At 34.7% G+C, this 26838-nt stretch carries 22 protein-coding genes and 1 pseudogene; 14 read left to right on the top strand and 9 right to left on the bottom strand.

Features of this window, described 5'->3' with window-relative positions:
* Window positions 1-5: 5 nt before the first annotated feature.
* The 8 genes from AB8B65_RS07060 to AB8B65_RS07025 all read right to left on the bottom strand — a co-directional run bounded on the left by AB8B65_RS07060 (window position 6) and on the right by AB8B65_RS07025 (window position 8070).
* The gene (locus AB8B65_RS07060) at window positions 6-677 is read right to left on the bottom strand and encodes a hypothetical protein (protein WP_405300171.1); all 672 of its coding nucleotides are present in this window, start codon (window positions 675-677) and stop codon (window positions 6-8) included.
* A 9-nt stretch (window positions 678-686) separates the two neighbouring features.
* Complete coding sequence (locus AB8B65_RS07055) at window positions 687-857, bottom strand: DUF5908 family protein (protein ID WP_405300170.1); 171 nt, start codon at window positions 855-857, stop codon at window positions 687-689.
* Window positions 858-874: 17 nt separating this feature from the next.
* Window positions 875-1312 carry a phage tail protein gene (locus AB8B65_RS07050; RefSeq protein WP_405300168.1) on the bottom strand — a complete coding sequence of 146 codons (438 nt, stop codon included), beginning with the start codon at window positions 1310-1312 and terminating at the stop codon, window positions 875-877.
* Entirely contained in the window at window positions 1302-1766 is a 465-nt protein-coding gene (locus AB8B65_RS07045; protein WP_405300167.1) for a phage tail protein, read from the bottom strand. Before AB8B65_RS07045 ends, AB8B65_RS07050 begins: the two co-directional genes overlap by 11 nt.
* A gap of 229 nt (window positions 1767-1995) precedes the next feature.
* Window positions 1996-3576 carry a phage tail sheath C-terminal domain-containing protein gene (locus AB8B65_RS07040; protein WP_405300166.1) on the bottom strand — a complete coding sequence of 527 codons (1581 nt, stop codon included), beginning with the start codon at window positions 3574-3576 and terminating at the stop codon, window positions 1996-1998.
* Window positions 3577-3633: 57 nt separating this feature from the next.
* On the bottom strand, window positions 3634-4452 hold the full coding sequence (locus AB8B65_RS07035) for a hypothetical protein (RefSeq protein WP_405300165.1): 819 nt from the start codon (window positions 4450-4452) through the stop codon (window positions 3634-3636).
* Entirely contained in the window at window positions 4449-5027 is a 579-nt protein-coding gene (locus AB8B65_RS07030) for a DUF4255 domain-containing protein (RefSeq protein ID WP_405300164.1), read from the bottom strand. Before AB8B65_RS07030 ends, AB8B65_RS07035 begins: the two co-directional genes overlap by 4 nt.
* A 559-nt stretch (window positions 5028-5586) precedes the next feature.
* Window positions 5587-8070: an O-antigen ligase family protein gene (locus AB8B65_RS07025; RefSeq protein WP_405300163.1), complete on the bottom strand. Its 2484-nt coding sequence runs from the start codon at window positions 8068-8070 to the stop codon at window positions 5587-5589.
* Window positions 8071-8334: 264 nt separating this feature from the next.
* Here AB8B65_RS07025 and AB8B65_RS07020 point away from each other — a divergent pair, with 264 nt between their 5' ends.
* The 12 genes and pseudogenes from AB8B65_RS07020 (at window position 8335) to AB8B65_RS06965 (ending at window position 20086) form a co-directional block, all read left to right on the top strand.
* Entirely contained in the window at window positions 8335-9546 is a 1212-nt protein-coding gene (locus tag AB8B65_RS07020; protein ID WP_405300162.1) for an aminotransferase class V-fold PLP-dependent enzyme, read from the top strand.
* A 265-nt stretch (window positions 9547-9811) separates the two neighbouring features.
* Complete coding sequence (locus AB8B65_RS07015) at window positions 9812-10858, top strand: zinc metalloprotease (protein WP_405300161.1); 1047 nt, start codon at window positions 9812-9814, stop codon at window positions 10856-10858.
* Between the two features lie 92 nt (window positions 10859-10950).
* A complete protein-coding gene (locus AB8B65_RS07010) occupies window positions 10951-11409 on the top strand; it encodes a hypothetical protein (RefSeq protein ID WP_405300160.1) in 459 nt (152 codons plus the stop codon).
* 51 nt (window positions 11410-11460) lie between these two features.
* Window positions 11461-11883: a SufE family protein gene (locus AB8B65_RS07005; RefSeq protein WP_405300159.1), complete on the top strand. Its 423-nt coding sequence runs from the start codon at window positions 11461-11463 to the stop codon at window positions 11881-11883.
* Window position 11884: 1 nt separating this feature from the next.
* Window positions 11885-12211 (top strand): iron-sulfur cluster assembly protein, encoded by a 327-nt coding sequence (locus tag AB8B65_RS07000; RefSeq protein ID WP_405300158.1) that lies wholly within the window; start codon window positions 11885-11887, stop codon window positions 12209-12211.
* Window positions 12212-12215: 4 nt separating this feature from the next.
* Window positions 12216-12731 carry a DUF2480 family protein gene (locus AB8B65_RS06995; RefSeq protein WP_405300156.1) on the top strand — a complete coding sequence of 172 codons (516 nt, stop codon included), beginning with the start codon at window positions 12216-12218 and terminating at the stop codon, window positions 12729-12731.
* Window positions 12732-12926: 195 nt separating this feature from the next.
* Complete coding sequence (locus AB8B65_RS06990) at window positions 12927-13850, top strand: DUF3078 domain-containing protein (RefSeq protein ID WP_405300155.1); 924 nt, start codon at window positions 12927-12929, stop codon at window positions 13848-13850.
* 117 nt (window positions 13851-13967) lie between these two features.
* A complete protein-coding gene (locus tag AB8B65_RS06985; RefSeq protein ID WP_405300153.1) occupies window positions 13968-14906 on the top strand; it encodes a DUF3078 domain-containing protein in 939 nt (312 codons plus the stop codon).
* A gap of 97 nt (window positions 14907-15003) precedes the next feature.
* Window positions 15004-16236: a tetratricopeptide repeat protein gene (locus AB8B65_RS06980; protein ID WP_405300152.1), complete on the top strand. Its 1233-nt coding sequence runs from the start codon at window positions 15004-15006 to the stop codon at window positions 16234-16236.
* A 417-nt stretch (window positions 16237-16653) separates the two neighbouring features.
* Entirely contained in the window at window positions 16654-18048 is a 1395-nt protein-coding gene (locus AB8B65_RS06975) for a sensor histidine kinase (RefSeq protein WP_405300151.1), read from the top strand.
* Window positions 18048-18764 (top strand): annotated as a pseudogene (locus AB8B65_RS06970) (response regulator transcription factor). Before AB8B65_RS06975 ends, AB8B65_RS06970 begins: the two are co-directional and overlap by 1 nt.
* Before the next feature lie 32 nt (window positions 18765-18796).
* Window positions 18797-20086: a cell envelope integrity protein TolA gene (locus AB8B65_RS06965; protein ID WP_405300150.1), complete on the top strand. Its 1290-nt coding sequence runs from the start codon at window positions 18797-18799 to the stop codon at window positions 20084-20086.
* Window positions 20087-20151: 65 nt separating this feature from the next.
* Here AB8B65_RS06965 and hflX read toward each other — a convergent pair whose 3' ends face one another.
* Window positions 20152-21363: a GTPase HflX gene (hflX, locus tag AB8B65_RS06960; RefSeq protein ID WP_405300149.1), complete on the bottom strand. Its 1212-nt coding sequence runs from the start codon at window positions 21361-21363 to the stop codon at window positions 20152-20154.
* Between the two features lie 83 nt (window positions 21364-21446).
* Here hflX and AB8B65_RS06955 point away from each other — a divergent pair, with 83 nt between their 5' ends.
* Window positions 21447-22409: an endonuclease gene (locus AB8B65_RS06955; protein WP_405300148.1), complete on the top strand. Its 963-nt coding sequence runs from the start codon at window positions 21447-21449 to the stop codon at window positions 22407-22409.
* Between the two features lie 91 nt (window positions 22410-22500).
* Window positions 22501-26775, top strand: a complete 4275-nt coding sequence (locus AB8B65_RS06950) for a gliding motility-associated C-terminal domain-containing protein (protein WP_405300147.1) — start codon at window positions 22501-22503, stop codon at window positions 26773-26775.
* The last annotated feature ends 63 nt before the right edge of the window (window positions 26776-26838 follow it).

Genomic DNA, 26838 nt, shown 5'->3' with positions numbered 1-26838 from the left:
ATAGTTTATGTTGGCTTTATGATTGGTGGAAATACCAATTGTTGTCCACCTTGTAATTGTCTGAACTTGTTTAAATCGTTGTATGTAGCAACTTGAATGTAATTGTACGGCGTGTTCCAAACTTTGTTTGATAGTTGTGGCAAACTTTCACCTTGTATTACTTCTACCAAATGTGAAATATCGGGAGAACTCTCATTGTCTTCTTTTTTCCGCTTGTCGGCAGAAATGTACTTTCCGAAGCTTAATGAGATTTTTGCTCTCAACGGACTTCCATCAGGTTTGAATAATGTGTAGGTGGTATCAAATGATTTTAATACACTGTAAAATACCAAATCACTTCCCCATTGAATTTTTACAAAATTGGGTCTGTGAATGTCTCCGTTATATGTATATACAATATCCTCTAAGGCTTCAATTTCCTTGTTGAGATCGGTTCGCTTCGTATCAACAATACCTGTACAGTCAATAACAATATCAAAACTGAGATTGTCGCTTGGTGTATGTTTGTATTTTTGAGAAGTGGCGCTCGTATCAATAGGTTGTTGTTCATTGTATTCAATACTTCGACTCCATTTTATAGATTCTGGATTGATCATTAGATTGTACGGATTTCCGGAGATTGCTTGTGTAAAGTTCTCGTCCTTGTATCCTGTTATTTTCATATATTCTAATGCCATAATCCAGATTTATCTGTTATACTTTTCTCGTTTTTGCGCTTCCGAAATCATACGTCTACAGGTTTCCAATACTTCATTTTTTAATGCAGCAGTGTCATACATGTTTCGTTTCGTATTTGCGTTTTCATGAACAGTTTTTATTTCTGTTTTGATTACTAATTCTCTGATTTCTATAGGCATAATTTGAGTTGTATATCTTATTTGATATTAAAATACGTGTATGCTAATTCAATACTTTCAATTAATATTTCGCTTTCTTGCGATTTTAAATCGGATACCGAATAGTTAATTGGATATGCATTGTGAAATGTCCATTTCATTAATACTTTTCCTTCGTTATCGAGTAAATCAACCGAAACATCTTGTGTTTTTATTGCATTAGCCAATCCGCCATCGAGCGTATCGGAACACCACGTAATAAGCTTGGATCCTGTTGGTACAATAGCTCTTTTGAGTGCAAGATTTTTACTAGAACTTGCAGTTGGCAATCGATATTTGAATCGATTTTCGCCACCGCTAGCCACTTCTTCTACACCGAGCTCTTTGTTAATTCCTGTGACTTCTTTAAAAGCTGCATCTTCCCCTTCAAACGAAAGTGAAAAATAAAATCCAACAGGATACGCGTTATGAGCCATTCGTAATAATTAGTTGTTCGTGTGCAATTTCTAAGGTATCAATAGCAACTTCGTTTCCATCAGACTTTAAGTCAGTACTCGTAATTTTTGTTGGCCACGCATTATTTAGCTGCCATTGCATTGTTACTTTTCCTGCTTCGTCTAATAGTTTTATTAAAACGGTTCTACGTTTGATTGTGTTCATAGAAATTTCTGCGTGCCATTTCCAAAACGTATTATCGTTTACAAAGACGCCACGTTTCATAGTTACATTTCCATACTTTACAATGCCGGGCATTTTTTCGGTAGAGAATAGTGTACTATTACTTTTACGGTATTCTATAATTTGATTTTCTACGTCCATTCCGGATACTTCTTGGAATGCGACACCTTTCATTTCGGTTCCTAAATCCACTTCGAATCGGAACTTCGGCATGGGCCATGTTGCGCCTTCTTTACTTCCATCATCTGCCATAATATTATGTTTTTAATGCGTTATTTTTTTTGTTTTTTTAATAAGAATAGTTGTAGTGATTCTAGGTTATACCATTTACAATTTGAAATGACCGCAATAAAACGCCCTTTTTTCCTTTCTATTTTAACATAAAAAGAAACCGTAACTAAGGCTATGCTTTATTTTTCTATTTCATATAAAGAAAAAAATCATCATTTTCTTTTACAGTAATTTCAAATAATAAATAGTATTAACTAGAAGTTGCTTGTTGCTGTTGGAATGTCAGTACAATAAATTCAGCAGGACGAACAACCGCAACTTTAATTGTTACATTCATAAATCCGTTTAAAATATCGTCTGAAGTCATAGTGCTTCCCAATCCGCATTCTACAGAAAAAGCTGCAGCAGCTGTTGCTCCTTGTAATCCGCCTTCTTTCCAAATACCTGTTAAGAAACTTCCAATCATAGATTTTACACCTTCCCATGTGTTTTTATCATTTGGCGCAAATACATACGCTTGCGCGGCAAGTTTACACGATTGCTCTAAGAAAGTCATGGTTCTTCGTACCGATAAGTAACGCCAGTCTTGACTGTTTCCATCTAAGGTTCTTGCACCCCAAATTAAAATTCCAAGTCCGTTGAAAAAACGAATTGCGTTGACCGATTTTCCAGAAACCGCATCTACGTTTAAGCCAGCTTGTTGCGATTCTGATAGTTTTATTGGCAATGATGAAGCACCAACCATTGATGTGTTTGCAGGCGCTTGCCACGGACCAACTTCATTGTCGGTTACGGTAATTACTCCAGCCATTCCACCACTTGGCGGTAACATATTGGCGTCACTTAATACATGGTTTATAATAGTGCTATATGTTTTACTAGCCGCTATTAATGAATTGTTGTACTGACTTACCGTTAAAGGTGTTCCAGATGGTTTTTCAATGTTTCCAATAATGGTTTCCACTGTCTGATCTGGATTGTCAGCCGGACTTAATAAAGGTTCTAGTTGTTTGATATCTCCACCAAAAAGATTGGTATAATCAATATCGGACGTTTGCATAATTGTAGTTCCGACAAACGGATAATAGGCAGTTCCGTAATTTAATCCGTTTGCACCTGTATTGTCGCGGAATGCTGTAATATCGTCCATCCACATTACTGGATCAGGATTTCTTCCTCCAATAATATCAAAAATGGCAACTGCGGTTTGCATTTCTTCTGCTTGCAATAGCATGGAAGCCATTAACGTTCCGTTGTTTGCTACAGATAGTAAAGTGGCTTCTGGCGCAATATACATGGTTGGTTCTTGTTCGTTTTTCAACAATGCCAATCCGTTTGCAAGATCGTTTAATTGTACGTTCGGGTTTACAATTTGGTCGCCTGGTGACATTCCGGCTCCAGATGCAGGTCCGTAACTTCCAACTGATACAATGTACGCGTCTCCACCACCATTTTCGTAAAATAAACGAATACTGTTGTACAGATAATAAATAGTATTTGGATCTGGAACAATAGAGTAGTACGTTCCATCAATAAGCATGTAATCGCCTTTTTCGGGCTGACTTTTTTCTGCTACGAGATAGTACTGCGGACTGTATTGTTTTGCGGGATCTGCGGGCGCTGCTGGATTTGGCAGCATAAAAATTGCCTGAAAATCTGAAAAAGACGTAATTTTTGTTGGCACATTCGTATACGATTTCCCTTCGTACATGGCTTGCGGTGTATATCCAATGAAAGCAGGAACGGCAGTTGCCACTGGGACAACCGAGTTTCCGAAACCATTTATTTCATTGATATAAACCCCTGGAGATTTAATGGTTGATAAATTCATAAAACATAGTTATTAGTTTGTAATAATTTTTTTATAAGTACTGAATAAGGCATCATATTATATGTATACATATATTGAAGATGCTATTGTATGGTCGTTTTGTATTTGTAAATTTTTCGGGTTCGGAATGGGCAATCCTTTGATAACGATTTCCTTTCGTTCGCCTGCAATATTTTTTTTTGTGTTGATTAAGTTTAGTGTGTAGGTTACTTCATTTTTTAATGGAATTTTGGTTGTTTGTGATGCAAACGGCAATGCTTTATCGCCATTTTGTAATATAATTTCAGCCGTAGCTGTAAATTGAATGTTTTCGTCTGTACTTTGTATTTCGAGCTGATTGTATGCTTGATTGGAATTATTAATGATATAATACATCCATTGTGTTTCGCGCGCTTGCAGTTCAATACTATATTCAATAGGATTGTTTGTTTTATAGAAACGAATAATGTCTTCAAACTTTAGCGTAATTTTTAGTGCATTTTGGGTGGAAACCTCTTGTACGAATGTTTCTTTGAGTTGAATGGGAATGTTTGAAGTATTTTGTACGGTTTGATCGCTCTCATACGTTAACACACCAAGTTCGTTGATAGGAATGTTGGTGAAATTGTAAAAATTTTGATCGGTAGTGGTGCCCAAAAATTCAAAAGCTGTCTGTCCAGAAACTTGTGAAATATAGTTGAGGTAGGTTTCTATGGATTGATTTGTAGTACTGTACAATTCAAATCCGTTTTGGGTTTTTTGTAAAACAAGCCCGTATTTATTGCATACATTTTTTGTTTCCGTAGTTGTATCATATAACATACATTCACAGTTATTTGATGCATAATATGAATGCGATACAGTTACTTTACATAAAGATGTATATGTTATACTCATGACTTCTCGTTTGCTTTTGTGCTAATTTGTGTAACGGCAGCATCAAATCCTTCTACTTCATCAGAAGTGATTGTTACCAAGCGAACTTTATACATTACAGACGGTTGGTATTTTGCGCCAAGTGCTGTCCATAAGTTTTGCATTTGCATATAGTTTTCTCCTTTTTGAAACTCGTATTCAAGTCTACCTATTTCGGCAGGAATTTGTGCGTTTTTAGTCGCGTCAACGAGTTCATTTATTTGAAAAAATTGAATGGAAGCATCTAAAAATTTTAAAGCTTCTGTGTAATCGTCAAAATTTGGAGTGATAAGCGTAAACAGATTGTACCGATGACTTAACGGCTCTCTTACAAAGTTTCCATTTCCTAGTTTTTGATTCCTGTTGTAGAATTGTTTGGTGGTTTCTTGCTCCACATGAATTAACGAAAGAACGATTTTGTTTTGGTTTTTTGCAGGTACAACTCCGTTTTGATCAATAATAGAATTAACGATGACAACATCGTCATCCAAGCCAAATTTTTGTTTGACATATTGGTTGAGTGCTTTTCCTGTAAATTGTAGTGCTTTTTCAATCATGTTGATTCAATGGTTTTGTTAGCTGCTTTGTAACATGCTAAAATTAATAATAGAATAAGTGCTTGTAGTGAAGTAGGCGTATACCATTTATGCACATTTTTAAAATGTGGGAATTTTTCCGTAGACAAATCGTAGACAACCTGAAATAAATGGCTGCTACGATTCTATATCGTACGGAATATGATATATACGTAGTTTTAAATTTTGGGGCACGAAGTAATCAGCAATACTTCCTGTGGTTAAGATATGGAAATATTGAGAATGGATATGTAATTTGCAACAAAAATAGACGTAAAGCAGCTATTTTTTTTTTGTTTTGAAGTTGCTGTGTGATAAAGGAAAAACAAGTTGAAAAACTAGAACAAACCTGTTGTGTATTTTGAATTCAAAAGTATAATAAACGTTACTTCGAGTGTAACGAAGTAATCTTTTGCTCAGTAACAGATTGCCACGAATTTCTGGGAAATTTTCGCAATGACGTTTCTTATTAAATTTTCAATCGTAAAATTTACTCGAATTGATGAATTTTATCAAAATGCACAATGAGTTGAACAATCAATTATTCATACCTAGAAGCAGGAAGCGACATCGCTTGCGAATACTTTTTAGCTCTACTGGCGCGAAAATCTTTTTTCGCTTTTTCAAACTGTCCCAATTGTTCGTAACAATATCCGCGACTGTATTCTGCTTTTCCATCTTTGAACGGATGATTGTCAATAACAATTGTTAAGTTTTTAATTGCTTCTTTGAAGTTCTTTTTTACCAAATCAATGATGCCAATATTTTGAATGGATAGATAATCTCTTGGATTCGTTTTTAAAATTTCTTCATACACAACTCTTGCCTTTTCGTATTGTTGCTTTACAAAAAAGTCATACGCTTCTTGATGCTTGGCTTTTACTTCGCCTTTGTTTAAAAACGATTTGAATTTTAGTTTTCCTAAAACTTCCTTTTTAGCATCTACAAGTTTTTGACTGTAGGTATTGTACGCAATTCCTGTGTCTAACACTTTCAGCATTAAATCGCTGTCTTTGGTAAACTCATAAATGGTATTTGCTTTGGTTTGCCATTCGTTCAAATCTCTAGGGTTGTATTTGGAATAGCGATGCATGGCATTTACTAAACTTGTGGTATCTTTTCGTAAGGAATAAATCTTTTTCAGCATGTAATAATTCGTCTTAAATGCTGGATAAATATCAAAAACCGATTCTGAATAATATTGTGCGCTATCTAAATTTTCTTTTACATTCAAATAGATTTCTGCTTTGAAAGCTTTTACCAATAAGGCATCTGTATTATACGATTTTGACGCTTCTAAAATTTCCAACGCTTCATCATATCTTTTGGCTTTAATAGCATAGTTGGCTAAAAACACATTATTTACCGTTCCTACATAACTCAGTTGTGGGTAGTTGCTCCATCGTTGTTTGACATCATCAAAATTATTTCGAAGCTTTTCCTCGCTAAACAGGGTTTTTCCCATTAAATCGGTTCGTAAACTTCGTTGTAATTGGTACGCACTTAATATAGCATAATTGGAAGCTGTACTTGCCAAACTAAACAAAAACAGCACGCCCAAAATAGCGTAGGATACTTTTTTATTTGGTGAAGCAGTAACTGGCTTTTTTTCCGTTCTAGCGAAAGCGATAATTAAACTCACCGTAAAAATAAAATAGAACTGTATCGGCGGTCGCTCTAGCGGAAAGTTTAAAAGTGCGTCAAATGTGTAGGCAACAGCCACCAGAAAAACGGCAAAATAAATCCATTGCATTTGGTGGTCTTTCTCTCGGCGCAACAAACCAACAAACCATAATAACGGCATTACAAATAAGGCAAGGTAAAATAGAAAACCTATAATTCCTGTTTCGGCTAGTTTTTCTACAAAGTCATTGTGCGCACGTCTCGGATTGGCAAAAACACCTTTATTGTTTGAAAAATTTCGGTAATGTTCTCTCTTTCCAACGGCTTTATAATTTCCGTAACCAATACCTGTTATCGGACTCTTTTTAAAGTTGCGAAACGCCAATTGCCATAATGAAAAACGCCCTGAACTTACATTCGATTTCTTTTTGATATCTACATTCGATGTGACTACATTTTTTGTGGTAGCAACACTGTTTTTTGCCAAACTTCTTCCTTTGTAAAAGTCAATATTTTTAGGGTTTAGCATGTCATTTAAAGAGTTCATTGAATTCTTTTCAATTCTATTCACATTCGTCACTAAAAGAATTGCCAACAATGGAATACCTGCTAAAGCAAAGGTTTCTATTTTAAGATTTACGGTGCTTTTCTTCTTGATAATTCCGAAAATTAAAAACCCTAAACTTGCTATAAACATAAAGCTTAAGGAAAGCATTGCGGTTCTTGAACCCACTAAAAATAATCCCATGATACCAATTAACATGGCAACTGCCGAAGCATATTTCCATATTTTACTTGAATACAGAAAACCATAAATTAGCAATGGCAACTGAACCACAATAAAAGCGGTGTATATATTCACACTCGAAAATCCACTTTGAAGTCCATTTACAAACTCAAGCGATCGCATCATTGATGAATGCCCAAAGAAGTAACTAACAGCACGCCAACCATAAAAACCTACTAGAAAAATAGAAATTTTGCACGCTAAATGGAAAAAAGCTTTCGGATTTTTCTTTACGAACGTATACACACAAAAAAAGGCAACTACAATATTGACTAAACGCGATAAATGCACTAAACTTTCACTCACATTAATGGCGGTAAGCATTGACAAACAACCTGCTGCAAAAAAACCGATAAGCAATCCGAAATAAAGTTTTGCTTTTTTCTGTAATTGGAATGCTTCAAAAAAATCATTGTTTTTTACAATAAAAATCAAGGATACAATATTTAATAAGGACATGTACAGCCATTGTGGTGCGTCATAATCCATTGCATTAAATAACGGAACTAAACAAGATACCGAATATAGCAGCAAAAAAACATGTGCAATAATAAGCTGATTTGGTAATTGAGTTTTTTGAGAAACAGGGTTCTTTTTAGGCTTGGTTTTTGGCATTACTTCGATTTTGCGTCAAGAAAAATACTAATTTTCACAATGTAAATCAAATAAATAAAACAGACTACACTTGTGTTTGCTAGTGGAACAAATTACGAGAAAAATATGGAAACGGAATCATTTGTTTTTTGAAAGAATTTTGGAAAGCCGATTAAAAGTATGAATATAGCGTTGACTGCTGTTACAATTACAACTGATTTCCTTACGAATGTGATGTAGGATTCTACGAATAGTTAGTATCTTTGTATTGTTAGAAAAATGACCATGCTAGATATACAAAAGATACGAAAAGATTTTCCAGTGCTTACGAGAGAAGTAAATGGAAAACCGTTAATTTATTTCGATAACGCGGCAACTTCGCAAACGCCACAGCAAGTAATTGATTGTATTGTGGATTATTATTCTCGCTACAATGCAAATATTCATCGTGGTGTGCATACGCTAAGTCAAGAAGCAACCGATGCGTATGAAGAAGCACGTATAAAAATACAGCAGCATTTTAACGCAGCAAAACCATACGAAATGATTCTTACTGCTGGAACAACAGACAGTATTAATTTGGTGGCAAATGGTTTTTCTTCCTTGTTAAAAAAAGGCGACGAAATTATTGTTTCTGCCTTAGAGCATCATTCAAATATAGTGCCTTGGCAAATGTTGTGCGAACATACTGGAGCCGTTTTAAAAGTGATTCCAATGTATGAAAGTGGACAACTAGACATGGAAGCATACATTTCTTTGTTGAATGAAAACACAAAGTTGGTTTTTTGTAATCATGTATCAAATGCATTAGGAGTTATTAATCCGATTGAATTTATTATTGAAAAAGCACACGAAGTTGGTGCAGCAGTTTTAATTGATGGCGCGCAAGCTGCTCCGCATATCAAAGCTGATGTACAGGCGTTAAATGTAGATTTCTATGTTGCTTCGGCACATAAAATTTGTGGACCCACAGGAGTTGGTTTATTATATGGTAAAGAAGAATGGTTAAACAAATTACCGCCATATAGAGGCGGCGGCGAAATGATTGATCAGGTTACGTTTGAAAAAACAACCTACGCAGGTTTGCCACATAAATTTGAAGCAGGAACACCAAATATTTGTGGCGTTATTGCTTTTGGTGCCGCACTCGATTATATGAATGCAATCGGTTTTGAAGCTATTGCTGCTTATGAAAACGAATTGTTGGAATATGCTACCGAAAAATTACTAGCCATTGGCGATGTTACTATTTATGGTACTGGTGCAAAAACTGCGGTAATTTCGTTTAACATAGGAGAAATTCATCCGTACGATATTGGAACTATTGTAGACAAACTCGGAATTGCCGTTCGTACGGGACATCACTGTGCGCAACCAATTATGGATTTCTATAAAATTCCAGGAACGGTAAGAGCTTCTTTTTCTTTTTACAATACCAAAGAAGAAATTGATGTGTTTATTGAAGCCATTACAAAAGCAAAAATGATGCTTTCGTAACATAAACCACACATAAATAACAGTTTATCTACAGAATCGATCTATTGGTCGATTCTTTTTTTTGTCTCAATTTTGAAAAAAATGATGTATTTCGTCGGTAATCATAATGTCAATCGTTTGTAAGGTGATAGTTGTTAAATTGTCTTATATGTAACGAATTAATCAAAAAGCTACATTTAATCTAAAAAATTAAGGATTTTGTTAAATTAGTCATAAAAAAGAATACATTTGTGGCAATTAACCCAAAAACACTAATAATAAAATTATGAAAAAACTTCTTTTAAGCATGGCAGCAATTGCTATGATTATGGTGTCTTGTAGTGATGACCAGACTGCAAACACAACCGAAGTAGAAGAACAAAACGCAGATATGAGCGACTTCTACTTATATACAGAAAATACAGAGAAAGCTGCTGGCGGCTGCTTTACAATGCAAAAACTAAATGCGCAACTTGATAAAGATGCTGAGTTATTTGGTAGCATGTATGAGATAGAGAAAAATTACAGACAAAGATCAATTGCAAAAAAACCAGGAAACGGTAACGGTAACGGCGGCGGAAACAATGGCGGTGGCGGTGATCCAGTTGATCCAGGTGATAATTTAGGAGTAGTAACAATACCTGTATATGTACATGTTGTGTACAGTAATAACAACGAAAACATAAGCGATGCACAAGTAAATTCGCAAATGGCTGTTTTAAATGATGATTTCAGAAGAACAAACAATGATGCAAACCAAACGCCTTCATTATTTGCTGGTGTAGCTGCTGATACTGAAATTCAGTTTAGTTTAGCAGGAACATTCAGATATGCTAACTCAAGAACTTCTTGGGGAACAAACGACTTAGTAAAATCTACATATCCACCAGTAACACCTTCAACTCACATGAATATTTGGGTTTGTAATATTGGCGGTGGAATTTTAGGATATGCTCAATTTCCAGGTGGAAATTCTGCAACAGATGGTATCGTAGTTGGACCACAATATTTTGGAACTACAGGTTTTGTAGCGTCTCCATTTGATGAAGGAAGAACGACAACGCACGAAGTTGGACATTACTTAAATTTACGTCACATTTGGGGAGACGGAAGATGTAACAGAGATGATTTTGTTTCTGATACACCAACTTCTGATGCGCCAAACTACGGATGTCCATCATTCCCAACGACAAACTGTCGTTCAACAGACATGACAATGAACTACATGGATTATACAAACGATGCGTGTATGAACATGTTTAGTAATGGACAAAAAAGTAGAATGCGTGGAGTGTTAGTTTCTGGAGGAGCAAGAGCTAGTCTAGTAAACTAAACATATAAAGTGCTAAATTTAATATCAAAAAGACGCCAATATTGGCGTCTTTTTTTGTATCATTATATTACCAAATTTAAAAATCACGACACATGAAATTCTTACTTTGCCTCTTCTCTATCACGCTATTTGCAAAAGGTTGTAGCGATTCAAATCCTGAGAAGGAAACTATAAAAAATGCGCAAGATGATATTACTATTGAGTACAAAGCGTCTTCTCGTGGATTTTATCAAGATATCAAACTGTCTAAGACGCAATTTGCATACAAGAAAGTAAGAGACGGAAAAGTTTCTGTATTACAAGATGTATCTTCAGAAGATTGGAATGAAATTATAGAATTACTTGATAAAATTGATGCAGAAAAATTTAAAAATGATACTGTAAATCCTGACGATATTGCCCGAGATGCCGCAATTCCTGCTACTTTAACAATCAATTATAAAGAAAATGTGGTACGTGATATTAAATTCGGACACGGAAATCCGCCAAAAGAACTTGCCGCTTTGGTAAATAAAATACAAGCAATGGCAAAAGCTGTTGATAAACCGTAATAGTTGTTGTATTTTTGCGTCTGATATATGAATCGTATACACGAAGAAAAAATGACGATACAAGAGATACAAGACGAAATAGTAGACGAGTTTGCCATGTTTGAGGATTGGATGCAACGCTATGAATACATGATTGACCTTGGAAAATCGCTTCCATTAATTGATGAAAGCCTAAAGAAAGACGAAAACCTTATTAAAGGTTGTCAAAGTAAAGTTTGGGTTCATGGAGAAATGGAAGGTGATAAATTAGTTTTTACAGCCGATAGTGATGCTATTATTACCAAAGGAATTATTGCCATCTTAATTCGTGCATTTTCAGACCAAAAACCGGCGGAAATTATAGATGCCAATACTCATTTTATTGATGAAATTGGTTTAAAAGAACATTTGTCACCTACAAGAGCCAACGGATTGGTAAGTATGATTAAAAAATTAAAATTGTACGCGGTTGCGTATCAAACACAATTAAACTAAGATGTCAGAAACTACAATAGATACAGCTGCCTTGGGCGAAAAAATAGTGCGTGTTTTAAAAACAATCTACGATCCAGAAATTCCGGTAGATATATACGAACTCGGATTAATTTATGATGTTTTTGTCAATGAAACTTCAGATGTAAAAATCTTAATGACATTAACATCGCCAAATTGTCCTGTTGCAGAAACGCTTCCGCTAGAAATAGAAGAAAAAGTAAAATCGCTTAGTGAAGTAAATGAAACGACTGTCGAAATTACTTTTGAACCGCCTTGGGACAAAGATTTAATGAGTGAAGAAGCAAAACTAGAACTAGGATTACTATAAAACCATGGCAGACGAAATAATCAATAGAGTTGCACAAAGTAAATTAATTACCTTCGATTTGGAAGATTATTATCCAAACGGCGAACGTGTATTATTTGATATTTCCGATTGGTTGATGGAAGGATTAATTCTTCGCGAAAAAGAATTCCGTAAATACATTGACGAATACGACTGGTCGCAACACCAAAACCAGTATGTAGCGCTTTGTTGTAGTACGGATGCTATTATTCCTGCGTGGGCATATATGTTAATTAGCGTGAATATGACACCTTTTGTCGAAAAAGTCATAATTGGCACCTTAGAAAATCTAGAAACGGCTGTTTATCAAGAAATCATAGGGAATTTAGATGTTTCTGCATATCAAGATAAGCTAGTTATTATAAAAGGTTGTGCTAACAAACCCATACCAGACAACGCATACGCGATGATGGCAGGAAAACTACACGGTGTTGCCAAAAGCATTATGTATGGCGAAGCTTGTTCGGCTGTTCCTCTTTACAAAAAAAAGAAACGCTCCTAATTTTTTTAATTAACTGATTGTCATAGCTTTAAATATTTTGTGATATTTTTGTGAACTGATAGGCAAGAAGTATATTTGCCATCGCAAAAGTAAAAAAACGACTGTCACTATAATCTGTCATTGTAATGCGTTGTGTATCAACCATAGAAGCAAAGGCAATTTATAAATGACTATTTAACCTAATAAAATAAACAAATGAAAAAAATCGTATTTGCCATCGCATTATGTTTAGGAATGAGTTCTATGAATGCGCAAACAAAAGAAGAATTAAAAGCACAAAAAGCGGAAAAGCAAGCTGCTGCTGATGCCTTACAAGGAGAAGCAAACGCTATACAAGCACAAATTGATGCACTTCCAGGATGGAGAAAAGGAGCTTTCGGAACTATTGGTGGAAGCATTTCAGAATTCAGCAATTGGTACGCACAAGGAATTCCTAATAACGCTTCAGGAAACATCGGATTTACTGTAAATGCATTTGCAAACTTAAATCAAGAGAAATTTTTCTGGAACAACAGTGCTAATGTAAACCTAGCTTGGGTAAAATTGGACAACACAGACGATCCAACAGATAGCGACAAATTTAGAGAAGCAACAGATGTTTTCAATCTAAGCTCTTTATACGGTCGTAAAATAAGCGAAAAGTTCGCAATTTCTGGATTGGCAGAATACAGAACTACAATCTTAAGCAACTTCAACGATCCTGGATATTTAGATGTTGGTTTTGGTGCTACTTGGACGCCAATTACAAACTTAATTGTAGTAATTCACCCATTAAACTACAACTTTGTATTTGCTGATAATGATAGTGTATTTGAGTCTTCTTTAGGAGCAAAAATTGTTGCAGATTATACAAGAAGTATTGGTGCTATCAACTTCAAAACAAACTTATCTATGTTTCAAAGCTACAAGAGTAGTGATTTTTCAAACTGGACATGGACAAACTCATTTAGCTACACATTGTGGAAAATGATCGGTGTTGGTTTTGATTTCGGATTAAGACAAAACAAGCAAGAAGCTGTAAACTTCAACCTTGCAAGTGGAAATGCAGGAACTACATTTGATAACGTAGACAACAAATTACAATCATACTGGACCATTGGATTAAGCTACAACTTATAAAATACAGTCCAACAATAGTATAGAAAAGCGTTTCCAGATGGAAACGCTTTTTTTGTTTCTTGTATTTTGATTTTCAATGTTTAGTCTATATTTTTGATATCTTATTTGTGATATACTATGAAGTATCTAATAACTCTTTGTTTTCTATTTTTAGGATTTACGGCTAACGCGCAAGAAGTAAAAAAGCCTACTATAGCAGAAGCCGCTATACAAAAATCGCTTACCGTACAGAAGCCAATTGTTCCTGTAAAAGATACTATTCCAAAAGGTTGGCGATCAAAAGGAAACGTATCGTTTCTATTCAATCAGGCAGCATTTTCCAATTGGGCAGCTGGTGGAGAAAATAGTATTTCAGGAACTTTAGGAATTAAATACGAGTTAAAATATCATCGAGAAAATTGGGATTGGGACACTAGAATTGTAGCTGCATATGGTTTAACACAAACTAAAAACAGTGAATTCACCAGAAAAACTGATGATCGATTTGAACTAAATTCAGTTGTTGGTAAAAAAGGAGAAAATTATTGGTTTTATTCAGGCTTTTTAAACTTCAGGACACAAATAACTAAAGGATTTCGTTTTGATACCGATGAAAATGGAAAAGAAATCCGCATGCAAAACACGAATGTATTATCGCCTGCATATCTTTCATTTGGTCCAGGAGTTTTGTGGAAAAAAAGAGATGATTTAAAACTCAATATTGCACCAGGAACTTCTAAAGTAACTATTGTCGATAAAGATTTTACCTTACCAAATGAAGAATATTTTGGAGTGACGGAAGACGAAAGTATTCGATACGAATTAGGAATGTATGCTTCAGGGTATTATAAATTTAAATTGATTAAAAACATTGTCATGGAAAATATTCTGAATGTATATGCCAATTATCTAGAAAAGCCTGAAAATGTTGATATTGATTATAATGTAAATCTTGTAATGACAATTAATAAATACCTTTCCACAAATATTAACTTTCAAACCATTTATGATGATAACGCCTTTAGAGGTTTTCAGACGCGTGAAGTACTTGGTTTGGGCGTGAATTATGGGTTTTAAATTACTACTTTACAGCTGAATATAATTTCAAAGCTTTCAAAAATTCTTGATTTTTATTTATTCAATTCACTTTATACAAATAAGAAAACGACGTTCAATGAAATATGTAGTAGTTATTTTTATAGTTCTGTTTAGTGTAATTTCTTATGGTCAAACAGATCATTTAGAGTTAGATAGTAGAATAAAGAATGAATTTAAACGAATAGAAAATTTAGACAAAGAAGCCTATAACAAAGTTGACTACGAAGAATTTATTCAACTTTTAGAAGCTACCGTAAAAGAAAGCCCCGATAATACGGAAGCAAGATACTTTTTAGGATATGCCTACAGCCGAAAAAATGCAAATGACAGTAGTGTTATGATCAATGCAAATTTGGACCTTGTTTTAAAAGCAAGCGAACAATTTGAAGAAATCATCAAATTAACACCCAAATATAAAGGAGAAATAATTGGACACAACCCTTATGATAAAATAGCTGCTGACTGGAGTGGTTTAGCGCTAAAATATTTATATGATAAGAAAAAAGATTCTGCAATTTGGGCATTTAAACAAGCTGAAAAAAGAGGCGGATTTAGTGCATATAAACTTCAATTGTACAAAGAAAAATTAAATGCCTGTAGTAAAAATGCAGTGTTATTTTCTCTAGGAGATATCCCTACTTTTTCGCTGAATTATTTACAAACTGTGGAAAATTTTCGGGAAGATATTTCTGTGGTAGATATTACGTTGTTAGAATCGAAATGGTATCCTAAATACCTAGTTGAAAATTCAATTATTTCATTCGATATTTCTAATGAAGAACTCAAAACTATAGATTATATCGAATGGAATGACAAATTAATTACTATTGATGATTTTTCGTGGATACTTAAACCTAGTTATGATGAATACATTTTTCGTGGAGATCGAATATTGCTAAGTTTTTTAAAACAAAATAAATTTAAACGAGATATCTATTTTACTACAGGATTTAAACCAAATACAAGGTTGAGTTTAGATGCGTATATTTCAGAAGGATTACTTGTTGATAAGCTATTGGTTTCTAAAGAAAAAGATACAATAATTAACGTCAATTATGAATTGATAAAGCGAATGTTGAAAATGACCGAAATTGTAAATGTCTATAATGATAGTGATATAAAAGACGTGTGTTATTTTAGAATTATGGCTTTGTATGAAATAAGTGGTTTTTTTGAAAAAAATGAAAATAAAAAGGCTATCAATCTTGTAAAGCTAATAGACAAATATATTGACGAGGCTATATTCCCTTTTCGATATAAAGAGTATTTAAAATTCTATACAGATTGTAAAAAGTTTGTGAATGATTAGTATTTTTTATCAGTAATCCACGCAAAGTACAATCAAACGCAATCAGAAATCCAAACCGTCATTTCGGTTGGTTTTTCAGAGAAAAATAGTATCGATAAGTACTTGAAAATATCGGTTTCAAAGTAGATTCTGTGTTTTGGTTGAATGAGATTGCCACGTATTTTTGTAAAATTCTCATAAAGAAATAATAAAATCAAAAATCGTCAATCGTTAATTTCTACGTTAACGCACTTTTTTATTTAAACATACCTTTCATTAACACAAAATCAAAAACCTCAGTAAACACAGCTAATTTCTGTGCTTTTTAGGTTAATAATCGGTTAACGATCTCGTTTTTTATGGCTACAAATGGTTGAATCCCTACTTTTGAATTGTTGAAACTGCAAAAACAGCCAACAACAAACCAACAATCATTAAATGAAAAACAAAATCACCCTATTAATAATTGCGTCTATTGCCACCTTAATTGCCTTATCGGGAATTCAGGCCTACTTAGTAGAAAACGCGTATCAATTAAAAAAACGTGCGTTTATACAAGAAACAGACAATGCAATTTCTGATATTGACAATCATCCTGAATTGGATTCGTTGGTAGATATTATAGGAGAAGATTTGCGTACCAATTTAGGCGATTACGAAAACAAACGGATTAGCAAAGCAGAAGTTATTCGTAGGTTGCACATAAAAGGTGATAGTGTTAATGCGCCATATATGGAACGTTATCATAAAGAATTAGAAGCCATAAATTTAGGATATAAAATTCGTTACAAGCGCCAAATAAGCAGTATTATTGTGTTTAATGGACAAGAAAAAGACACTATTTTTCCGTTGCCTAAACAAAAAGACTTGGCCGTATTAGGTGAACATTTTGAAAATAAAAATTCGCACGTAGTCAAATCGGCACGAACTTTCACAGAATTCGATTTTGTGACACAAGAAAACGATAGCGTATTTACTAACACATTTGATGTAGAAGTCAAAACAAAAGATATCATCTTAATTACCGATTGGAAAAGCATTGTATTCCGCCGAATGGCAATTTTACTAATTTGCTCCGTATTGCTCTTTTTATTTGTGGTTGGATTGCTGTATTATTCCATCAAAAACCTCATCAATCAAAAGAAAATCACCGAAATCAAAACTGATTTCATCAACAATATTACACACGAACTCAAAACACCTTTGGCAACTTTGGGTGTGGCATCAAAAACATTAAAAAACAAGGGAATTCGCGATTCTGCGGAAGCGTTCAATCATACATTAAACATTGTAGATCGACAAAATACACGTTTGCAAAAACTTATTGATCAAGTATTGACCAATAGTTTAAGCGCTAACGACATTGTATTGTCAAAAGATACGGTGGTAGATAATGAATATTTTGCCGATCTCATTGCCGATTTTCAATTATCAACACAACAACGTCAACTCAGTATTATAAACAATGTATGTGCGGAAGAAGTATTGTTGCGAATTGATACATTTCACTTTACTACGGCCATTTTAAATGTTTTGGAAAACGCAGTAAAATACGGGAATAATCAAACAGAAATTAGTATAGAAACATCGCTAAAAGGAAACAAATACAGTATAGAAATTACCGATAACGGAATGGGAATTACTGTAGCAGACCAAGCACAAATTTTTGAAAAATTTTACAGAGTCACGCAAGGAAATGTACACAATGTAAAAGGACTTGGACTCGGATTGTATTATACAAGTCAGATTGTAAATGCCCATGAAGGGAAAATATTTGTGCAAAGCGAATTAGAAAAAGGAACCACTTTTACCATATTAATACCAATTAACTAATGCAAAAAATCAAGGTTTTACTCGCAGAAGACGATTATGATTTTGGAAGTATTTTAAAACAATACTTAATGATTCACAATTTTGAAGTCACTTGGGCAACCGACGGAGAAGAAGCTTTTACGCTTTTTAATGCGGACGAATACCAAGCCGAAAACGCTTTTGATATTTGTGTGTTTGATGTGATGATGCCAAAGTTAGATGGTTTTTCATTAGCCGAAAAAGTGATTCAATACAACCCAGAAATTCCATTTATCTTTTTGACAGCCAAGAAGATGAAAGAAGATAAAATACGAGGATTAAAACTCGGAGCCGACGATTATATCGTCAAACCATTTGAAGCAGATATTTTAGTATTACGCCTACAAAACATATTGAAACGATCGCAAAAAACAAGCAATTCATCAAAAAACGAACAGGAATACGCGATTGGAAAGTATGTTTTTGATACGGTAAACTATCAATTGAAATTCAATGGAGAAACGCAACGAATTACTGAGAAAGAAGCGCAACTTATTCAGTTTTTCTACGATCACAAAAACCAAATGATAAAACGAGAAGACGTTCTTGAAAATGTTTGGGGAAATGATGATTTCTTTTCGGGAAGAAGCATGGATGTATTCATTAGCTGACTCCGGAAATATTTTAAGAAAGATAATACCATTGCCATAGAAAGTACGCGTGGCATTGGACTTACTTTTAAAATCATCAAAAATTAAAATTTTAAACATTCATCAAAAAAAAAGAAAACATGCAAAAAATAATTATAACAATCGTTTTAACACTTGCGTTTCTCGTTGGAAATGCACAAACAACACCGGAGTCGCCAACGCCGCCATCAACAAACTCATCATCTAATTATAATAGCAGCACAAAGAGTCGTACGAATAATGAAAGTACTTCTATTTCTATCAGTCATACAGATGATGATTATAAACTTCGTGCACGTTTCCCGAAAAATAGATATGAAAAATTGAAAGATTTAATTGAAAAAACACTCGGTGGAAAAAACATGGATATCGGAAAAGGATATTCGAAATGGAGTAGCGACGAAAAGGTGTATTCTATAAAATTGACGGAAAAAAACCTGCGAATTACCTTAGATTTGAATGTAGCATCTCCAGCATTGACTGAAAAATTTGAAAACTTAGGAGAAGATATTAAAATCATTGTTTCGGGAAGTTCTGTAAAAGTAGAACAGGAACGTGTGCAACGCGAAGCAGATCGTATGCGAAGAAAAGCTGATCGTTTGCAGCTTGAAGCTAAACGTTTAGAGCGACAAGCAGTAGCTAAAACAAGACGTTTTGAAGCTGAAAAAGAACGTGAAAAAAGACAAGTAGAACGCAAGCAAAGACGTATTGAACTTGATGCAAAACGTATAGAAAAAGAGGCAAAACGTATTGAGCGACAAGCAAAAGAAATTGAAAAAAAAGCACGTCACAAAGGTGGCGTAGGATCGCATATTAAACGCTTGTTAAATGATTCAAAAACAGTATATACAGCAACTTCTGGCTCAAATTTTAATTGGATTTGGCCAGAAGTGCAAGAAAATTTACTCGCTTCTTTATTGAAAGATCAATTGATTACTACGACATCAGAAGTAACGTTTACCAGTGAAAAAGACCGTATGTATGTCAACGGAACAGTGCTTGAAGGTGCGCAGTATGAAAAGTACAGCGCTATGTTTCGTAAAGCAGGCATACAAACAAATGCAGACTTTTCTTTTTATAAAAAAGGAAATCACATTGTTATAATTGGTTTAAATGCTAGAATTGAAAAAGTATTCAATGATTTACACAAAAAAGGATTCATCACTTCTACGGATGAAGCTGTAAAACTATTAATTGATGGAAATAACATTACACAAAACGGAACGCGTTTGGCAAATGATAAAGTAGCGGCTTACAATGCAATTCTCCGTGACAACGGTATTATTCCGGCACCAGGGAAATATATTGAAATGAAAAAAGCGGGAAGCTATCGTTTGGGATATAGTTTAGGGAAAAATGGAATTGTAGGTACTTGGATTGAGGAAGATTGATGCTTAATGCCCATAAAAAAAGAGCCTATTTTCATAGCCTCTTTTTGAATTTTTAGTGTTTGTTATCATGATAATTCTTCATAATCAGGATACAAAAAATTATTATACGGAAAGCGCGTTACATGAATTTCACGTACTACATTATATACTTTTCGTTTAAACTCGTCTAAGTTTTCTTTGTTGATGGCTGAAATGAATAAAACCTCTTCCGCAGAAGAATTCATCCATGTTTTTTTCCAGTCATCTAAGGTGTAATGAGCTTTGGTTTTTTCGGTAACTAAATCGTCACTATCAATAGTTTCGTACGTATATGCATCAATTTTATTAAAAACCATGACTGTTGGTTTTTCAGCACTTTTAATCTCGCTTAAAATCTGATTTACAGAAGCAATATGATCTTCAAAATTCGGATGCGAAATGTCTACGACATGCAATAATAAATCTGCTTCACGAACTTCGTCAAGTGTACTTTTGAACGAATCAACCAATTGAGTTGGTAACTTGCGAATAAATCCTACAGTATCACTTAATAAAAACGGAAGATTTCCAATCACCACTTTACGTACGGTAGTATCAAGCGTTGCAAACAGTTTATTTTCGGCAAACACTTCACTTTTACTAATTACGTTCATTAAGGTAGATTTTCCAACATTGGTATATCCAACTAATGCTACTCGAATTAAAGCACCTCTATTGCCACGTTGCACTGCCATTTGCTTGTCAATCGTTTTCATCTTTTTTCGAAGCAACGAAATTTTATCACGTACAATACGTCTATCGGTTTCAATCTCTGTTTCTCCAGGTCCACGCATTCCAATTCCACCTCGTTGACGTTCCAAGTGTGTCCATAAACCAGTTAATCGCGGTAATAAGTATTGATATTGTGCCAATTCTACTTGTGTACGCGCATAGCTTGTTTGGGCGCGTTGCGCAAAAATGTCAAGAATCAATCCAGTTCTATCAATAATTTTACACTTTAGCAAGCGCTCAATATTTCGTTGTTGTCCTGGTGATAATTCATCATCAAAAATCACAGAACCAATATCATTAGTCATTACAAACTGCGCTACTTCTTCCATTTTTCCTGTTCCAATAAATGTTTTTGGATTCGGAACTTCCATCTTCTGTGTAAATCGCTTTACAGCTTCACCGCCGGCAGTAAATGTCAAAAACTCAAGCTCGTCCAAATACTCTTTCGATTTGGCTTCGTCTTGTTCTTTTGTAATCACTCCTATCAATACAGCACGCTCGTATGCAATTGTTTTCTTTTCTATCATAAATAAAATTAAAACACAAAGTTACACATTTCCTTTGTTGATTTTAGTACTTTTATAATTAGAAACGGACTTTAGTACATTTTATGGATAAAAAAAATACGATACGGAAATATCATACGATAGCATTTTACAATCTTGAAAATTTGTTTGATACAGAAGACGATAAGTACGCACTTGACAATGATTTTTTGCCTGAATCGGATCGTAATTGGACGCCTAAACGGTACGAAAAGAAACTATATAAGCTCGGATCTGCTATTGCTGGATTAGGTCCGGAAGATGCAAAAAATGCGCCTGTGTTATTAGGTGTTGCTGAGGTAGAAAACAAAAAAGTACTCAATGATTTAATTGCTTCAAAACAACTTTCTGAATTTAACTATGACTTTGTACATTACAATTCGCCCGATGAGCGCGGCATAGATGTCGGTTTATTATATCAAAAAGAATATTTTGAAGTGCTTGAATCAGAATCAATTCCGATTCTATTATATAATGAAGAAGGAAAACGCGATTTTACGCGCGATACATTATATGTAAAAGGATTATTGAATAATGAACCAATTCACGTATTTGTAAATCATTGGTCATCCAGACGAGATGGCGCTAATGAAACATCGCACAAACGAATCAAAGCAGCTGAAACAGTTCGCGAAAAAATAGATTACATTCAAGCTGAAGAAATAGATCCGCACATAATTATCATGGGCGATTTTAATGACGATCCTACAAGTGATAGTGTTCAAAAATATTTAATGGACACTAGTTTGTACAATCCTATGGAAAAACTACTTACTATATATAAAGGTAGTTTAAGCTATAAAGGAGAATGGAATCTGTTTGATCAAGTTATTTTTACGACCAATTTCTTCAATTATAAAAAAAATACGCATAGTTTCGCTTCCGCAGCTATTTTTGACGAGCACTTCTTAACACAGTGGAAAGGAAAATACAAAGGCAACCCTTTCAGAACCTATGCAGGCAGGAAATATTTGGGCGGATATAGCGATCACTTTCCAGTATATATACGATTAAAATTTAACGATTAAACTTTATTTTTTCCAACTAAAGTGTTAAAGTAAAGTTAAGTTTATATTTTTTTACTATTTTTAGGGCCACTAACTATTAACCAACTTTTTTATGAAAAAAATTACCTTGTTGATCATGGTGACATTTTTCAGTGCGTTATCATATTCACAAACAGTAGATTGTACTGTTGGACCTGTAAATAATACAGGTTTCTGTTATGGAAATAATGATACAACGACTTTCACTTACACAAGTAGTGATGGATCGCCACTGGCAGTCATCTTCAACGCCGGACAAGTAGAGAATAACTGGGATGAACTAATCATCACCGACTCTGACGGAACAACACAAATTTATAGCGGTTATGGAGCAGGAGGAGATTTAACAGGTCTTTCTTTTGAATCTACAGGAGATACCATTACAATCGGGATTATGTCCGATGGTACGGTAAACTGTGCAGGGGACAACTTTACTCCTTGGGACTTTACAATTGCTTGTGTAGACACGACGCAACCACCTTCTTGTGTTGCAGTAACAGCACCAGCTAGTGGTGAGGTTGATGTAAATGAAGATAGTGATATTACTTGGGGATCTTCTACAGGAGGACCAACGGGATATTTAATTTCTATTGGAACAACGCCAGGAGGAACAGATATCGCGAATATGGTAGATGTAGGATTAGTAAATACTTACGATCCAGGAACACTTCCTTTTGGGAGTGATATTTATGTTACTGTAATTCCTTACAATGCAAATGGAAACAGAACAGGATGTACGGAATCTGTGTTTACAACACGTGCCGATCCAAATGTATCTGTTGATTGTGCTTCTGGAGTTCCAGTAAACAACACAGGTTTCTGTTATGGAAACAATGACAACACAATGTTTAACTACTCAAGTTCTGATGGTTCAAACCTTGCAGTTATATTCAATGCAGGACAAGTAGAAAATAACTGGGATGAATTAATCATCTTAGATTCTGATGGAGTTACTGAACTTTACAACGGATATGGAAATGCGGGTGATTTAGCCGGACTTTCTTTTGAAACTTCAGGTTCTTCTATTACAATCATGATTCAGTCTGATGGAATCTTTGGTTGTCAGTCAGATGGATATACACCTTGGGATTTTTCAGTATCATGTGTGGACGATTCAGTTCCACCAACATGTGTGTCTTTAACTTCGCCTTCGGACGGAGCTGTTGACATTAACGAAGAAGATGATATTACTTGGGGAAGCGCAACAGGCGCTCCAACAGGATATTTAGTCTCTATAGGAACAACTCCAGGAGGAACAGATATTGCAAATGCAGTTGATGTTGGATTAGTAAATACGTATGATCCAGGAACAATGCCATTCTCTACAGTTATATATGTAACAATTACACCTTACAACGCTAACGGAAACGCTACAGCTTGTACGGAAGAAAGCTTTACAATTAGAGACGATCCATATGAAATAGTTGATTGTAGTGCGCCACCATTAAACAATGTAGGTTTTTGCTATACAAATGGTGTTACAACGCGTTTTAGCTACAGAAGTTCTAACGGTAACAACCTTGCAGTAAGTTTTAACTCAGGAAATGTTGAAAACAACTGGGATGAATTAAATATTTATGATTCTGATGGAACAACTTTATTATATACAGGTTATGGAAATACTGGAGATCTAGCAGGAATTACTGCAGAATCAACAGGTGATAGGATCATCATTGAGGTAACTCCTGATGGTTTTATAAGTTGCCAAACAAGTACAAATATTCAACCTTGGGATTTCATCGTAGGATGTATTGATCCAACTGTGCCGCCATCATGTGTGTCACTGACATCTCCTTTAAACGGAGCAACTGCTTTTGAAATTGATGAAAATATTACTTGGGGATCAGCAATTGGTTCACCAGCAGGATATATTGTTTCTGTAGGAACTACTCCTGGAGGAACTGATATTGTAAACGGTGTAGATGTTGGAAACGTAAATACGTTACCAGTAGATACTGAATATTCTACAACATACTACGTAACGATTTTAGCTTATAATGGAAATGGACTGGCAACAGGATGTACTGAAGAAAGCTTCACAACAAGACCTGATCCAAACCAAATATTCAATCTAGTTTGTGCTAATGGAGCTATTAATGTAAATCACTGTTATACAAATAATGATGACAATACATTTACATTTACCTCTGATTCAGGATTTCCAGTACGACTTACATTTAATACAGGAACAATTGTTGATGACGATGATGTCATAACTTTCTATGATGGTTCTGATAATACATTCCCTATATTATTTTCTGGAAATAACGCAGGAGATTTAACAGGATTGGTCATAGAATCAACAGGCGGAAACCTATTCATGGAAATTGACAGTGACGGCTTTACAAGTTGTGCAGCTGGAAATGGAACTACATGGGAATGGACAGCTGAATGTTTAACATGTTTCAAACCAACTGCAACATATACAGTTGTTGAAGACTGTGCTGTAGGAGATCAATTCTTAGTTGACGTAGCAATTTTGGACGCAGGTGATGCTGTTACAATTACAATTACAGATGACTTTGGTAGTGCTCCACAAGTAGTAACTGCTGCAGGTACTTATACCTTTGGACCTTATCCAAATACAACACCAGTAGTATTTACAATAGCTGATACTGATGATACAAACTGTGTGTTAACAAGTGATCCACAAACACAAGCATTCTGTCCAGATCAAGCCTGTGGTATTATCAATGCAGGGTATGACCAATTGCAAACATGTGATGTAACTTCGACAGACTTATCTGCTACCTTTATGGCAAGTTCTATAACGTCTGATACAAGTACATATACAATCAGTGACTTACAATGTCCACCAGATAACTTAACAGGTTTGCCAACGTCTATTACATTAGATGACAGATGGTCTTCTGTAATTAGTTTAGGCTTTAGTTTCGACTATTTTGGAAATACCTATACGGACGTAATAATTGGAGCAAATGGACTAGTTTCATTCCAAACTCAAGATGAAGGAACTTTTTGTCCTTGGAATATAGATGGTAGTGTAGATATAATACCATCGCCAACACTTCCTTTAAATGCGATTCATGGAGCATATCACGATATTGATCCTGGTGTAACAGGAGATCACTATATTGAATATACAACTGTAGGTACAGCACCTTCTCGTCAATTCAAAGTAACGTTCTTCGAAATTCCACAATTTGGATGTAATGACCTATTAACCACACAACAGATTATTTTATATGAATCTTCTAACGTTGTTGATGTTCTTTTAATAGAAAAGCCACTTTGTCCAACTTGGAACCAAGGTCTTGCTACCACAGGTATCCAAAACATTACTGGAACTGTAGGGTATGCGCCTCCTGGAAGAAATACAGGTGCATGGGAAGTTTTAACACAAGAATTATGGCGATTTGTACCAGCAGGTGCACCAAACTATACATTTGAATGGTTAGATCCAGACGGAAACGTAATCAGTAACGATACTGATATTACTGTTTCTCCAACGGAAGATACTGTTTATACAGCATCTATAACGTATGCATTATCAGATGGATCTTTAGTAACATTAACAGATGATGTTTTAGTTACAGTTCAGACAAGTCCAGAAGTTGCAGTTATATCTGCGTCAGAAGTATGTGACGATGATCTTGATGGTGTAGCTGAATTTGATTTAACTGTTCGTGAAGCTGAATTAAATGCATTAAACGGTACGGCAGATCCTATAACGGCTTCTTATTACGAAACAATGGCTGATGCAGAAGCAGGAACAAACATGCTTGCAGATCCAACAACATACGTAAGTTCAGGAGCAACCATATATGTACGTCTTGAAAATGATAATACAAATTGTTATGGAACAGGTAGTTTTGATGTTGTTGTATTAATGCAAATTGATCCAGCAAACATTGCTCTAGAAGGTGAATGTATTAATGATGAATATACAATTACAGTAACTCCAATAAACAATGGGTACGATCCTGCAACGGTAACGTACGATTGGTCTGGTGGAACCTCATCAAACAATAGTGGTGAGCAATTCATTGCAACAGACGATGGAGAATACACAGTAACAATTACAACGGCTGATGGTTGTTCAAGTTCTCAAACATTTACAGTTGTTAACTCAATGTGTTCATTCCCGCAAGGAATTTCACCAAATGGAGATAATAGAAATGATACATGGAATTTAGCAGCATTTAGAGTACAAGAATTAGAGATATTCAATACGCATGGTCTTTCTGTTTACAAAAAGAATAACTATACGGATGAATGGAGAGGTCAAACAAATGATAATGATGATTTACCAGTTGGAACTTATTTTTATGTATTGAGACTTGAAAATGGAGAAGCTAAAAACGGATGGATTTATCTAAACAAATAGTTTCCCCGAAATTAAACATCTAAATTCTTAAAAATAATATTACATCATATCATGAAGAACTTA

This window comes from Kordia sp., assembly GCF_045105435.1.
Lineage (GTDB): Bacteria > Bacteroidota > Bacteroidia > Flavobacteriales > Flavobacteriaceae > Kordia.
The sequence above is the reverse complement of the archived record's forward strand: the minus strand, read 5'-3'. Positions and strand labels throughout refer to the sequence as shown.